Raw genomic sequence first — 14,044 nt, forward strand, 5'->3', positions numbered from 1 at the left:
CTGACCAGTGAACCGTTACAGCTCTGTGGCAGCTCGGAGTACGTTACGGATGGCCCAGGGCGGTGTCAACCTCGCTTCGGCCAAATGCCTCAACCGAGGTCGGTCAGCCGTCCCTCGGCGTCGGGCTGGTCTTCCTCCACCCGGCGCAATACACGGCTGAGCATCTCGCCGAGGGCTCCACGCTCCTCGCTGGAGAGGTCCTGGAGAAGGTCCGCCTCGAAGAACGTGGCTTGGCGCATCGCCTCCATCCACTTCTCCCGGCCGTCGGGGGTCAGCTCGACGATGACGCGGACCCGGTTGTCGGCATCACGCTCACGGGTGACCAGACCCTCATTGACCATTCGGTCGATGCGGTGGGTCATGGCGGCGGGGGTCAGACCCAGCCGCTTGGCCAGCTCTCCGGGGCCCAGTCGGTAGGGGGCCCCGGACAGCACGAGCGCCTTGAGGACCTCCCACTCGGCGTTGCTGATCCCCAGCGTGGCCGACTGGCGGCCGTAGGCGACGTTCATACGCCGGGTGAGTCGACTGAGCGCGCTGACCACCTGCTCCACCTGAGGGTCCAGGCCCTGGAACTCACGCTGATAGGCCGCGATCTGGTCTTCGAGGCTCAGCAGGTCGTCCGGCTCGGGGGTCTCCGCCATGTGGAGAGTATGGCACGAAACTCATTGGCACTTAAGTCCTTCTCTCTGTACTCTTAACCATTGAAGTTTAGCTTCGAAGTCTTCAGACATCGATCCTCCGGGCTGACACGCAGGTCAGACCTGCTGTCCCCATGACCCTCCTTGACCTAGGTAGGTGAGTGTGACCACCGCGATGGGCGCAGCGCTGCGCCGTATCCAGCTGGGCAACGCGCTGAGCGCGTTCGGCAACGGCTTCACGGTCCCGTTTCTCTTCGTCTATGTGGCGCGGGTGCGGGATCTCGGCGCGAATACCGCGGGCGTGGTGCTCGCGACGTTCGCCGTGGCCGCGCTTGCCGTGCTGCCCTTCATCGGTCGGCTGATCGACCGGCGAGGGCCGCTGTCCGTTGCCGTCGCGGGCGCGGTCGCCGCCGCCGTCGGATCGATGGGGCTCGGGCTGGCGGCGAGCGAGCCGCTGGCCATCGCCGCGGCCGGGGTGCTGGGCGCGGGTATAGCGGCCATACAGCCCGCGCTGGCCACGCTGATCGTCTGGTGCTCGACGCCGGTCACCCGGTCGCGGGCCTTCGCCACCCAGTTCTTCCTCGGCAATCTGGGCCTCGGTGTCGGTGGGCTGCTCGGCGGACTGCTGGTGGACACCTCCGCCGCGTCGAGCTTTGTGCGGCTCTTCGCGATCGACGCGGTGATGTTTCTGGCGCTCGCCGCGGCCGTGGCGACCGTAAGGCTGGAGCGGACGCCGGTGTTCGACGACCCGGTGCCGTCCGCCGATGGGCACCTCGGTGGTGCCGGTGGCTGGCGTGCCCTGCTCGGCAACCGCGCCATGGTGCAGCTGTGCGTGCTGGGCTTCACGATGTTCTTCGCCTGCTACGGCCAGTTCGAGTCCGGGCTGTCGGCGTTCGCGGTGGATGTCGCGCGGATATCGCCTTCGATGCTGGGCGTCGCCCTTGCCGCGAACACAGCGGCGATCGTGCTGGCGCAGTTCGTTGTGCTCAAGCTGGTCGAGCGGCGGCGGCGCAGCCGGGTGATCGCGCTGGTCGGGCTGGTCTGGACGGTCGCGTGGTTCGCCGCCGGGGCCGCCGGGCTGGTGCCCGGGGGCCAGGCCGTCGGCATCACCGCGATCATCTCGGCGTATGCGCTCTTCGGGCTCGGTGAGGCCATGCTGTCGCCGACCGTCGCCCCGCTGGTCGCAGATCTGGCGCCGGCGTCGGCCCTCGGTCAGTACAACTCGGCGTTTGCCCTGGTGAAGCAGCTGGCCCTGGCGGTGGGCCCGGCGGTCGGCGGGCTGATGGCGGGCGCCGGACTGTACGGGGCGTACATCGTGGCGCTGATCATCTGCTCGCTCGGCATCACCGCGCTCGCGCTGAGGCTCGGCAAGCGGCTCACGCCCCAGCAGGACAATCCCCTGCGGGCGATCGCCGGTGCCTCGGTGCCCGCGCCCCGGGCCGCCTCGTCCGACGAGGTGACCACCGCGGCCTGAGCCGGTCGGGCATTCCGCCATCCCGCTATTCCGCCATCGCCCTGGTGCGGTCAGGAGCCAGTCGGCCCCGCCGCGCCAGGGCGATGTGCTGGTCGGGGGCGTCCTGTCCCCCTCGGGCCCGTGCTCCTGGGCCCCTTCGTAGCGCTAGCTAGTCCGCCGGCAGGGCGAACTCGCACCACACCGCCTTACCGCCGCCCGGTGTGCGGCGTGAGCCCCAGGACGAGGCGATGGTCGCGACGATCGAGATGCCGCGTCCGGCCTCGTCCACCGGTTCGGCCCGGCGGCGGCGCGGCAGATGCTCATCGCCGTCCGTCACCTCGATGATCAGGCGGCGGTCGGTGCGGCGCAGCCGCAGCCGCATGGGCGGCGTGCCGTGCTGAAGGGAGTTGGCGACCAGCTCGCTGGCGGCGAGCACGCCCAGATCGCGCAGCTCCATGGGGAAACGCCAGCTGGCGAGGACCCCCGAGGCGAAGGCCCGGGCGCGCGGCGCGGCTTCCACCCCGCCGAGGAGCTCCAGCGCGGCGTTGTGGAAGAGCTCCGCGTCATGCCCCGTACGGGCGGGGTGCTGGAGGACGAGCACCGCCACATCGTCGTCGTGCTCCGCGGTGATGCCCAGGGCCCTGATGAGGCGGTCGCACATCACCTGGGGCGAGCCGGTCGCGCCCGCGAAGACGCGCTCGAGCGCGGCCACACCGTCGTAGATGTCCTTGTCCCGCCGCTCCACCAGGCCGTCGGTGTAGAGGACCGCGCTGGCGCCGGGGCCGAGCTGGACCGAGCCGGTGGTGTGCAGCCAGCCGCCGGTGCCGAGCGGAGGGCCGGTGGGCTCGGAGGCGCGGCGCACGGTGCCGTCCGGGTCGCGGACCAGGATCGGCAGATGGCCCGCGGAGGCGTAGACGAGGCGGTTCTCATTGGGGTCGTGGACGGCGTAGACGCAGGTGGCGATCTGGTGGGGATCGATCTCGGATGCCAGGCCGTCGAGGAGCTGGAGGACCTCGTGCGGCGGGAGATCGAGCCTGGCGTAGGCGCGGACGGCGGTGCGCAGTTGGCCCATGACGGCGGCGGCCCGCACCCCGCGGCCCATGACGTCGCCGATGACCAGGGCGGTGCGGCCGGCGCCCAGGGTGATGACGTCGTACCAGTCGCCGCCCACCGCCGCCTCCGTACCGCCGGGCTGATAGGTGGCGGCGACCCGCAGATCGTCGGGCTGCTCCAGCCCCTGGGGGAGCAGGCTGCGCTGGAGGGTGACGGCGGCCTCGCGCTGGAGGCGCTCGCTGGCGCGCAGCCGCTCCGCCGACTCGACCTGGTCGGTGACGTCGGCGCCGAAGACGAGCACGCCGCGGACCGGCTCGGCGGCGACCGTGCCGGTGGTGGTGCCGGGGGCAACGGCCTCCGTGGCGATGGTCTCCATGGCGACCGCCTCCGTTGTGACGGCCTTACGGAGGGCGGCTTCCCGGATCGCTCCGTCCACCGGCGAGCCGTCCACCGCCCGCTCCCCCGCCGGCTCAGCCGGGGCGACGGCCCTCGGCGCGGCCATCTCGATCGGGGAGCAGGTGAAGGTGTAGTAGCCGTGGCGGGACCGGCCGGGGCCGGGGGCCGCGCCCTCCCGCCGCGGCCCGGGCGGGATCGCGGGGCCGCCCGCGGGCACGCGCCGGGACTTGACCGTACGAGGCTTGCCGCTGCGCAGGACCTGGTCCATCAGCGGCAGCAGCCCCAGCTCTCTCAGCTCGGGCAGGGCCTGGCGGGCGGGTGTGCCGGGGACCCGGGAGCCGAAGAGCTCGACATAGGTGTCGTTGAGGTAGGCGATGCGGTGCTCGGGGCCGTAGACCACCGCGACCAGCGCCGGCACCTGGCTGAGGAGGTCATGGACGGACAACCCGTCAAGGGTCGGCACTGCGGCGGGCGGCGCGGCGTCGGAAGGGGCGGCGGCGGGCGGCTCGCCGCGCCCCGATGGGTCGGCGTGCTCGCCCCGGGCCGCCGGGACGGAGCCGCCGCCCGCGGCGGCCGGGGGCTTGGGGCGCCGCGCACCGCGGTCTGCCCGGGCGGCGGTGCGTCGCTGGGTTCGGGGGAGCCGGGCGCTCCAGCGCGTGAAGTTCACTGCGGATTACCTCGTCGGGTGGTGGCTGAGCGGCGCGCCGGAGCGGGATCGGGGAGATGGGTGCGGGTACGGGGGACGGCCCCCAGGGGAATGCAGCAAACTTCCGAATCCTCGCGATTGTCACTCTTTGCAGATACGAGCCCACCCATGGTCACACGACCAGTGTGGCCGACCGGACTGACATCCGTGAGACGCCGATCGTGGGAGGGGAGTTCCCGGCTCCGCCCCGATCGGGTCAACTGGCCTCGGGATGGCGGCCGGTGTCCGCGGCGAGTTTGAACTCGGCGCGCGGGTTCTCCAGCGACCCCAGCGAGACGATCTCCCGTTTGAACAGCCCGGACAGGGTCCACTCGGCCAGCACGCGCGCCTTACGGTTGAACGTCGGCACCCGGCTGAGGTGGTAGACGCGGTGCATCAGCCAGGCCGGGTAGCCCTTCAACTTGCGCCCGTAGATGTGTGCGACGCCTCTGTGGAGCCCCAGGGAGGCCACGGAGCCGGCGTACTTGTGCGCGTAGTCCGTGAGCGGCCGGCCGGCGAGCGAAGCGACCACGTTCTCGGCGAGGACCTTGGACTGGCGCACGGCGTGCTGTGCGTTGGGGGCGCACTCCGCACCGGGCCGGTCGGCCGTCAGATCGGGGACCGACGCGGCGTCCCCGGCCGACCAGGCGTGCTCCACGCCGTCCACCTGGAGCGCCGCGGTGCATTTGAGCCGGCCGCGCTCGTTCAGCGGCAGATCGGAGGAGGCGAGGATCGGGTGGGGTTTGACGCCCGCGGTCCACACGAGCGTGCGGGTGGGGAAGCGCGAGCCGTCACTCAGTGCGGCGACCCGGTCGGCGCAGGAGTCCAGCCGGGTCTCCAGCCGGACGTCGATATTACGGCCGCGCAACTCCCGGACGGCGTACTTGCCCATCTCCTCGCCGACCTCCGGAAGGATCCGGTTGGTGGCCTCGACGAGGATCCACTTCAGATCCTCGGGGGAGATGTTGTGGTAGTAGCGGACGGCGTACCTGGCCATGTCCTCCAGTTCGCCGAGCGCCTCGACGCCCGCGTATCCGCCGCCGACGAAGACGAAGGTCAGCGCCGCGTCGCGGACGTCGGGGTCCCGGGTCGAGGAGGCGATGTCGAGCTGTTCGAGGACGTGGTTGCGCAGGCCGATGGCCTCTTCGACGGTCTTGAAGCCGATGCCGAACTCGGCGAGGCCGGGGACCGGGAGGGCGCGCGACACGGAGCCGGGAGCCAGCACCAGCTCGTCGTAGTGGATGTCGACCGTGCCGGTGCCTTCCTCCTCCGTGGCGAGGGTTCTCACGGTGGCGGTGCGTTTGCCGTGGTGGATCGCGGTGGCCTCACCGATGACGACCGTGCAGTCGGGCAGGACCCGCCGCAACGGCACGACGACATGGCGCGGGGAGATCGATCCGGCCGCCGCCTCCGGCAGGAAGGGCTGGTAGGTCATATACGGCTCGGGGTCGACCACGATGACCTGCACGCCGCCTTGCCTCAGTTCTCGCTTCAGCTTCCGCTGGAGGCTCAGCGCGGCGTACATCCCGACGTAGCCACCACCGACAACGAGAATGCGCGCGGGTTCCTTCACCCTCCCATGAGGCACGTGCGACCGCGGTTTGTCCACAGGCCCGGCGAATTGTGTGACCGGACGTTTTGACCCGGCCCCCGGTACGGAATCGGTTACACGTACGAAATGTCCGCAGGTCAGCCCCGAGATGAGGGGTGACGGACGGGCGGAGAGTCCGATAAAGGCGGTCCTCTGCTCTGATCGGGGGGCGTTCTGTCCCGAGCTACCCTCTTCTTTCTTGACCTGGGCTCAACTATGTTCGTACTTCGTCGGGGTTGTGACTGCCTCGACAGTCTGGGCGGGGAGTCTCCGGGGGGAGACATCATTACCGGGGGATCACTTATGCACCTTCAGGGTTCGTCATGGTCCGCAGCCGTCGCGTCGTCGGACGGAAACGGCGGACGGAACACACCGCTGCGCGTGGACGCGCAGCGCAATCTGGAGCACGTCCTGCGGGCGGCGCGCGAGGTCTTCGGTGAGCTGGGATACGGGGCTCCGATGGAAGACGTGGCACGCCGGGCGCGGGTCGGGGTGGGCACCGTCTATCGGCGGTTCCCCAGCAAGGACGTGCTGGTGCGCCGCATAGCCGAGGAGGAGACGGCAAGGCTGACCGATCAGGCGCGGGCGGCGCTGGGTCAGGAGAACGAGCCATGGTCCGCGCTGGCCCGGTTCCTGCGCACCTCGGTGGCGTCCGGCGCGGGCCGGCTGCTGCCGCCGCAGGTGCTCCGGGTCGGGGTCGAGGTCGAGGCCGAGATCCGGCTGCCGCAGCAGCGGCAGGCGGCGTTAGCCGGACCGGCTCAGCCGGAGCTGCGGCTGGTCGAGCGGACGCCCGCACCTGAGGACGAGCCGGACGACGCGGGCGCCGCGGCGCTGCTTGAGGTCGTCGGGCAGCTGGTGGAGCGGGCACGGGCCGCGGGCGAGCTGCGCCCGGATGTGACGGTCGCCGATGTGCTGCTGGTGATCGCCACGGCGGCGCCCTCGCTGCCGGACGCGGCACAGCAGGCGGCGGCATCCGCCCGGCTGCTGGACATCCTGCTGGACGGGCTGCGGTCGCGCCCCTTGGGGTGATGCCGTCGGCCCTGGAGCGGGTCATGGGCTCCGCGGTTCGTGCATCGGTTTCCGGGGCCGCGTGTCGCCTCCTCCGTATGAGTGGTCGGCCGGGGCGTTGCGCCTCCGCTTATGTCCGCGTCAGCGGGCGGGCGGCGGTGTGGCACCCCGGTCGGTGGTTTCGGTCCGGTCGGCGGTTTCGGTCCGGTCGGCCGCCTGGGCCTGGCCGACCGTTTGGGTTCGGCCGACGGTTTCGGTTTTGTCGACCGTTTGAGCTTGGCCGGCGATTTCGGTTCGCGCTTCGGAGGCGTCCAAGGCGTCGGTGGTATCGGAGACGTCGGGGGCGTCCGGGGCACCGGTGGCGTCGAGAGGGGCGTCGAGCGAGGTCAGCGCCTCGTCGAGCAGGCGGATGGCCTGCTCGGGGGTGAGGGTCGAGTTCTCGGTACGCAGCTTCTCCACCGCGTCCCGGCCCAGCGCCTCGCTCGCGCGCGCCACGGTCGAATCGACGTCCCCGGCCACCAGCGGTGAGCGGGGCAGCCGACCGCGCCAGCCGTCCGCGGCGCCCAGCAGCCGCGCGGCGAGCCGCTCCTGTCCGCGTCCCGATCCGGCCAGGAGCTCCGCCGCCGACTCCGCCTGATGGGCCAGCAGCAGCTCCATGGAGTTCATCTCCAGGCCCTCGCGCAGAGTGTTCCGCAGCTTGCGCAGCCCGCCGACCAGATCGCCCTCCAGTCCGGTGATACGCGCGTCCAGGCCATTGGCCACCACCCAGAACTGCGGCGGTGCGGTGCCACGCGCACGGTGCCGGGCGGCGTCGCAGTACGTCCGCGCCCGCGCCAGATCACCGTGCAGCAGCTCGGCCTCGCTGCGCACGATGTGGTTGAAGGCCCGCACATCCTGGGTGCCGCAGCGCTCCGACTCCTCCTCGGAGCGCTCCACCAGCTCCAGCGCCCCCTCCATGTCCTTCTCATTGAGGGCGAGATCGGCCAGGCGGGTGAAGAGGAACGGCACCTCGGTGTGGGCGCCGAGCTCCTGCGCGAGCCGCCGTGCCTTCTCATAGGCGGCCCTCGCCTCCGCGTACCGGCCGCGAAAGGTGGCGACCTCGCCGCGCGCGCCCTCCGCCTGGGCGAGCATCCAGCGGTCGCCGACGCGGGCGGCCAGCTCGCACAGCTCGGCCAGGTCGTCGTCGATGGTTTCGACGCCGCCCGGCATGTCGATGGCGAGCTGGGTGCGGTACATCAGCGTGACGCCGAGCGCCCAGTCGTCGCCGTGCCTCCGGCAGCCGGCCACGGTCTGGTCCATGAGCGGCAGCAGCTCACCGGTGAAGCCCTCGATGACGAAGGCCGTGAACGGCCACAGCAGACCGGGGAAGCACGCGGTGCGGGCCCCTGGATGGCTCGCGTAGGCGTCGCGCATGCGTCTGGCGGCGTCCCGGATCTCGGGGTCGCGCAGATCCGGACCGGTGCCCTGCTCCGCGAGCAGGAAGAAGAGCAGCAGTCGCAGGTCCATGAACTGCCAGTACCGGGTGGCCTCCCGGTCGACGCCGTCCTCGCCGTCCGGAGCCCGGGCCGGGATGCGCGGGAACTGGTCGAGGGGATCGCTCCCGTCCGGCGCCCGGTCCGCCTCGCCGTCCGTACCGCGGTCGGGGCGGTCCTCGAGGGCCAGGGCACGGCCGACCCAGGCGGCGCCCTCGTCCCGGTAGTTGCGCAGCCACCAGAACCAGGCCAGGGCGCTGATGAGCGCGAAGACCGAGTCCTCGTCCGCAGTGGTCAGGGAGCGGTGCAGCGCTGCCCGGACGTTGTCGAGGTCGGTCTCGACGAGGCGCAGCCAGGGCAGTTGTTCGGCGGAGCGCAGACGGGGCTCGGCGGTGCGGAGGAAGTCTCGGAAGTGGGCGGTGTGACGGGCGACCGTGGCCTTGTGGTCGGCGCGGGCCGCAGGGTTCTCGGTGGCGCGCTCGCCGACGTACTCGTGGATCGTCTCCAGCATCCGGTAGCGGGGCTCCCCGCCCGCCGGACCGGCGGATTCCGTCGCCGAACCGTGCGACGGGTGGTCGACGATCAGAAGCGACTTGTCGACCAGCGCCCCGAGCAGCTCCAGCACCTCGGCGGGCGCGATCCGGACGTGGGGGCGCGTACGAGAGCGCACGGGAGAGCGTGTGTGGTCGTACGCGACCGTGTCGTCCGGTTCCGGAATGCCCGCCGTCGCGTCCGTAAGGGCGCCACGAACGTCGACGCCGGCCGCTATGCCGTCCGTGACGCCTTCCTCGGCCGCTATGAGGTCTTCCGCGGCCGTGCCGTCCGTAAGGGCGCTCTTACCGGGCCGGCCGTCCGCGCACACCGCCTCCGCCCCGGACAGGGTCCACCCGCCCGCGAAGACCGAGGCGCGGCGCAGCACGGTGCGCTCGCGCTCGTCGAGCAGGTCCCAGGACCACTCGACGACGGCCCGCAGGGTCTGCTGGCGGGGCAGCGCGGTTCTGCTGCCGCTGGTCAGCAGGCGGAAGCGGTCGTCCAGCCGGGCCGCGATCTGGCGTGGGGTCAGCAGCCGCAGCCGGGCCGCGGCCAGCTCGATCGCCAGCGGCAGACCGTCCAGGCGGCGGCAGATCTCCGCGACCGCGGCCGCCGTGTCCGGGTCCGCCGCCGGGTCGAAGCCGGGCCGTACGGTGGCGGCGCGCTCGGCGAACAGTTGGTGTGCGGGGGCGGGCGGAAGCGGCTCCACCGGTCTGATGGTCTCGCCGGGCACCCCCAGCGGCTCCCGGCTGGTGGCGAGCACGGTCACCCCCGGGCAGTGCGCGAGCAGGGTCTCGGTGAGCCGGGCCGCGGCGTCGATGACGTGCTCGCAGTTGTCGAGCAGGAGCAGCAGCCTGCGGTCGGCGCAGTACTCGACGAGCCTGCTGGTCGGATCGCCGCCGTCCGCCCCCGTGGCGCGGCTCTCGAGCCCGGTGGCGAGCAGCGTGGTCTCGCGGCGGCCGACCGCGCTCAGAACGGCGCCGGGGACGGCTGAGGGCTGGTCGAGCGGGGCGAGTTCGGCAATCCAGACGCCGTCCGGGTAGCCGTCCGTCACGGTCGCGGCGGCCTCCTCGGAGAGCCGGGTCTTGCCGGAGCCGCCGGGGCCGGTGAGGGTGACCAGCCGGGCGCCGTCCAGGTCCCGGAGGATGTCGCCGATCTCCTTCTGGCGGCCTACGAAGCTGGTGAGGCGGGCTCTGAGGTTGCCGTGCGGCAGAGGCGGCACGGCGGTGCGCGAGCCCAAGCGGGCGGTGCGCGAGCCCATGCCGACGCCGCCCATACCGACGGTGTACGAACCGGCGGTGTGAGAACCCGCCTCCCGGCCGTCGGCCCGGCTTCCGGCCCCGGCGCCGGTTCCTCTCCCGCCCCTGGCCGCGTAGCCGTCCCGGCCGTCGAACGCCCCCCTGACCCCGCTGTCGGCCTCGGTCCCGCCGCTCCCCCCATGGCCGTCGGCCCTGGACGCCACGGCCTCCGCCGTATACGCGCCGCCGCGCGCGGCGTTCGGCTCCCGGCCGGCAGGCCCGGCGTCCGTCGTCAGCAGCTGTCTGTGGAGCTCCTTCAGCTCCGCCCCCGGGCCGGTGCCGAGGCGGTCGGCGAGGGTCCGGCGGACATCCTCGTACGCGGCGAGGGCGTCGGCGGAGTGACCGGCCGCCCGCAGCGCGCGGATCAGCTGGGCGTGGAACGTTTCGTCGAGTGGATGGTCCGCGACGAGTTCGCGCAACTCCGGTATGACGTCCGTGGGGCGGTCGAGCGCGAGGTCGGCGTCGATCCGGCGGTGCAGGGCGGTCAGCCGGAGCGCCTCGGGGCGAGCGGCGGCCGTCTCCCGGTCGGGCAGGTCGGCGAGGGCCGGGCCGCGCCACAGGGCGAGCGCCTTACGGAGGGTGGCGGCGGCCGTCTCGGGGTCGTCGGCGTCCAGGGCGCGTATGCCCTCATTCGTCAGCCGCTCGAAGAGCAGCAGGTCGACGTCGTCCTGCGGGGCGGCGGTCGCGAGGCGGTAGCCGCCGGGTGAGGAGATGACGGCGTCCCTGCCGATGGCCCGGCGCAGCCGGCCGACGAGCGCCTGGAGCGCGGCGGGCGCGTCATGCGGAGGGTCGGCGGCCCACACCTCGTCGATCAGGACGTCGACGGGGGCGGGGGCGGAGCGTGCGGATCTTACGGCGAGCGCGGCGAGCAGCGCGCGGATCCGGGGGCCGCCGAGAGGGAGCGGGGCGCCGTGGTCGTCGCGTGCTTCGGTGGTGCCGAGGATCAGATACCGCACAGGGGCCATTCTCCTTGGTTGCCGATTGCCGCCGGGGAGATGGTCCGGCACGGGGGCGGAGATCGCCCTTCGTTTTCGTCCGCCGTAAGGATGTCTACATCCGCCGTAAGGACATCTTCGTCCGCCGTAAGGACGTCGGCTTCGTCCGCGGTGAGCGCCCGGCTCCCTGATCGGCGGCGGCCATCCCCGGCGGGGGCGCCCGGGGCGGTGTGTCACGGGGCGGCTTCGTGTCGCCCCGGTGCGGCAGCCGTCACAGGCTCGGCCGCGGCACCACTCCGCCCGCCACCGCCCGCTGCCGCGGCGCCGCCGTGCCCGTCCAGCAGGTGCCGCGGCGGGCCAGCAGGCGCCGCAGCCAGACTTCGGTGGAGACGAGTTCGGCCAGGCCGTCCAGGGGCAGCCGCTCCCCCTGGGCGGCGGCCCGGAGCGCCTTACGGACGACACGGGCCTCGATCAGGCCCGCGTCGGCCAGCAGCGGCGCGTCGAAGAGGTTCATCAGCTCGCCGGTCCAGGTGCGCATGCCGGTCCGTACGGCGGCCGTGTGGGCGGCGTGGGAGGTGGCTCCCCAGCCGGGGGGAAGCTCCCGGATGCCCGCTCCGGCGAGGACCGTCCGCAGCACGGCGGCGCGCGCCCCCGGTTGCACCCGAAGCGCTTCGGGGAGCGCCCGGCAGGCCCGTACGACCTGGTTGTCGAGGAAGGGCGCGTGCAGACGCTGGCTGCGGATCTCGGCGGCCTGCTCGAAGACGCGGTGGTCCGCCGCGTAGCGGGCGAGGGCGGCGTCGGCGCGGCGCTCCCCGGGGCGGCGCAGCAGTACGGGGCGCAGGGCCGCCTCATCCAGCCGGACGGACACCTCGGCGAGCGTCTCCCCGGTGAGCCAGCGGGCCGCGGGCCCGGGGCGGCACCACGTCAGGGCGGCGAGGGAGGCGGATACGGCGCCGGGGCCGCGTACCGTCTGGTCGTCGGTGAAGCTGCGCTCCAGGAGGCGCGCCGCGGCCTCCTGGACGCCGTCGCGGTAGGAGGTGCGGGCCAGCCGTCGTGCGGCCCGGTAGACCGTGAACGGCACGAAGAAGGACTGCGCGGAGGGGCCGTCGGCCTTGGCCAGCGCGGTGGCGGGGCGCAGCAGGTGGCGTCTGCGGCGGTCGAGCAGCAGGTCCGCGAGGCGTGCGGGGTGGGCGTCGAGCACCTGGCGGGCGCCGTGCCCGATGAAGTGGTCCGCGCTGCCCGCGGCGAGCCGGCGCCGGTGGCGTTCCGCGATGACGAGGGAGGGGCCGGGCTCGTCGGTAAGGGCGCCGATGTCGAGGCCCGCGTACGGCAGGGCCTCCTCGCCCGCGGCGACGACCACATGGTGCAGCCGCGGGTTGGCGGCGATGGCGCCGGCCCGTTCGAGTTCGGCCTCGCGGGTGCGGGCGCCGCCCGCCGTGGCGAGGTCGTTGAAGGTGACGGCCAGGAGCCGCTCGCCCGCCTCGGTGCCGTGCCCGAAGAGGGTGCCGGGCATCCCGGGAAGACCGGCGGCGAGCAGTGCGAGGGTGGCGGAGGCGCTGCCTCCGGACAGGTCGGCGCCGATGCCGGGGGCCGGGGCGCCGCGGGCCGCCCGCCGTTCGGCGGGCCCCATGCCGGGCACCGGGCCGGGGTCGAGGTCGTCGGTCTCGGGGGCGTGGCGCGGGGCGGTGAGCCGGGCCCGTACGGCCTCCACGAGGGCGTCCCGGACCGCGTCGACGGCCGTGTCCTGGTCGAGCGGGGGCGCGGCGACGGCGAGGGACGCGGTGGGCTCGTAGCCGGTGATGTCCCGGGCGCCGTCGCGCAGGATCAGCGCATGGCCCGGGGGGACGCGTCTGACGCCCATATAGGGCGTGCTGTCGCCCATGGCCTCCGGGGAGTCGGGGCAGGCGAGCAGCGCGCCGAGGTGGGCGACGTCGAGTTGGGCCTCGATGAGGTCGGCGAGCGGGAGCGCGGCCGTGGCGTAGGCGGTGCCGCCGGCCCAGTCGGTGTGGAAGACGGGCCGGGCGCCCGCGAGGTCGCCGACGATGGTGACGCGGCGGCCGACCTGGGCGACGGCGGTGTAGCTGCCGGGCCAAGCGGTCAGATGGCGCAGGGCGCCGCCGCGGGCGGCGAACAGGCCCACCCGCAGCTCCTCGTCGGAGGCGCCGCAGCAGCCGAAGACGGCGAGGCGGGTGAAGGGGTCGGCCTGGACGACGCGTACCTCATCGGCCCGCCAGTCGCCGACCGCCCATAGCGGATCGGGGTCGGACCACAGGAGTTGGGCACCGACCGGCTGGATCGCACGGCCTTCCGGGGGGACCGGGCCGGATGCGGTACTGCTCCACCCCACCAACCACCGCATCGCCGCCTCCACAGGCTGTGGGCATCCAGGGCAACCAAGAAGTAGGTGCCATCATGCACAGCATGTTGACGGTTTCGGCATCGAACCGGACAACAACATGGATCTCCTGGATGTCCTGTGACCACAGATGACCGCAGGAATCGCAGAGTTGATCCCAGGGGTTGGCACCGCTCAAAAAGGCATCCGTAAGGAGCTCATGAGGGAACCACCGCCGGTAACGACCCACCGTTCCGCCGTGGCCCATGCTGCCACGACTGGGGCGCACAAGAGCGCAAGGGATCGATGAGTGTGCGGAGCGGCGCACAAGAGGCGCACGAAGGGGCGCACGGAAAGTCGCCAACCTGCGGACCAGGACGGGGACTTACGCCCCGCAGCGCTCCGTGTCGTGGCGCCCGCCGCGTACGACGACATCCGCGGCGTGTGCTACGCGGCGCACCGCTCCGGACGGGATCCGTGCGCGTTCTGTACGGAATCCGCGTCGAGAAGGGCTTCCCGCGTCGGGCCTCCCCCTCCCCGGCCCGACGCGGGAGCCCGGCCGTGAGGGGCGATATTCAGCCAAGTTGCCGTGGCGCTCTCGATGGCCCTGCCGACGCCCTGTATGTACTCAACTTCCGCCTCTCGCGCC

7 protein-coding genes are annotated in these 14,044 nt (G+C 72.8%); 2 read left to right on the forward strand and 5 right to left on the reverse strand.

The window, feature by feature from the left end; translation table 11 throughout:
* Window positions 1-89 precede the first annotated feature (89 nt).
* On the reverse strand, window positions 90-641 hold the full coding sequence (locus NQU54_RS39480; protein WP_257635203.1) for a MarR family winged helix-turn-helix transcriptional regulator: 552 nt from the start codon (window positions 639-641) through the stop codon (window positions 90-92).
* A 160-nt stretch (window positions 642-801) separates the two neighbouring features.
* On the opposite strand from NQU54_RS39480, the gene NQU54_RS39485 reads away from it, so the two are divergent.
* Window positions 802-2,112 (forward strand): MFS transporter, encoded by a 1,311-nt coding sequence (locus NQU54_RS39485; RefSeq protein WP_257635233.1) that lies wholly within the window; start codon window positions 802-804, stop codon window positions 2,110-2,112.
* A gap of 148 nt (window positions 2,113-2,260) precedes the next feature.
* On the opposite strand, the gene NQU54_RS39490 is transcribed toward NQU54_RS39485, so the two are convergent.
* Both NQU54_RS39490 and NQU54_RS39495 read right to left on the reverse strand, forming a co-directional pair.
* Entirely contained in the window at window positions 2,261-4,207 is a 1,947-nt protein-coding gene (locus NQU54_RS39490; RefSeq protein ID WP_257635204.1) for an ATP-binding SpoIIE family protein phosphatase, read from the reverse strand.
* A 235-nt stretch (window positions 4,208-4,442) separates the two neighbouring features.
* Window positions 4,443-5,798: an NAD(P)/FAD-dependent oxidoreductase gene (locus tag NQU54_RS39495; RefSeq protein ID WP_257635205.1), complete on the reverse strand. Its 1,356-nt coding sequence runs from the start codon at window positions 5,796-5,798 to the stop codon at window positions 4,443-4,445.
* 321 nt (window positions 5,799-6,119) lie between these two features.
* Between NQU54_RS39495 and NQU54_RS39500 the strand changes: the two genes are divergently transcribed.
* Window positions 6,120-6,845: a TetR/AcrR family transcriptional regulator gene (locus tag NQU54_RS39500; RefSeq protein WP_167502600.1), complete on the forward strand. Its 726-nt coding sequence runs from the start codon at window positions 6,120-6,122 to the stop codon at window positions 6,843-6,845.
* A 120-nt stretch (window positions 6,846-6,965) separates the two neighbouring features.
* On the opposite strand, the gene NQU54_RS39505 is transcribed toward NQU54_RS39500, so the two are convergent.
* Together NQU54_RS39505 and NQU54_RS39510 are read right to left on the reverse strand one after the other, a co-directional pair.
* Complete coding sequence (locus NQU54_RS39505; protein ID WP_257635234.1) at window positions 6,966-11,081, reverse strand: AfsR/SARP family transcriptional regulator; 4,116 nt, start codon at window positions 11,079-11,081, stop codon at window positions 6,966-6,968.
* A 250-nt stretch (window positions 11,082-11,331) separates the two neighbouring features.
* A complete protein-coding gene (locus NQU54_RS39510) occupies window positions 11,332-13,419 on the reverse strand; it encodes an asparagine synthase-related protein (protein ID WP_100806621.1) in 2,088 nt (695 codons plus the stop codon).
* Window positions 13,420-14,044 lie beyond the last annotated feature (625 nt).

The organism is Streptomyces malaysiensis subsp. samsunensis, assembly GCF_024519315.1.
Classification (GTDB): domain Bacteria; phylum Actinomycetota; class Actinomycetes; order Streptomycetales; family Streptomycetaceae; genus Streptomyces; species Streptomyces malaysiensis.

What these genes read in the sequence shown, in the direction of transcription:
- NQU54_RS39480 (WP_257635203.1), bottom strand. Translation starts at nt 641, where the DNA reads ATGGCGGAGACCCCCGAGCCGGACGACCTGCTGAGCCTCGAAGACCAG.
- NQU54_RS39500 (WP_167502600.1), top strand. Translation starts at nt 6,120, where the DNA reads ATGCACCTTCAGGGTTCGTCATGGTCCGCAGCCGTCGCGTCGTCGGAC.
- NQU54_RS39510 (WP_100806621.1), bottom strand. Translation starts at nt 13,419, where the DNA reads ATGCGGTGGTTGGTGGGGTGGAGCAGTACCGCATCCGGCCCGGTCCCC.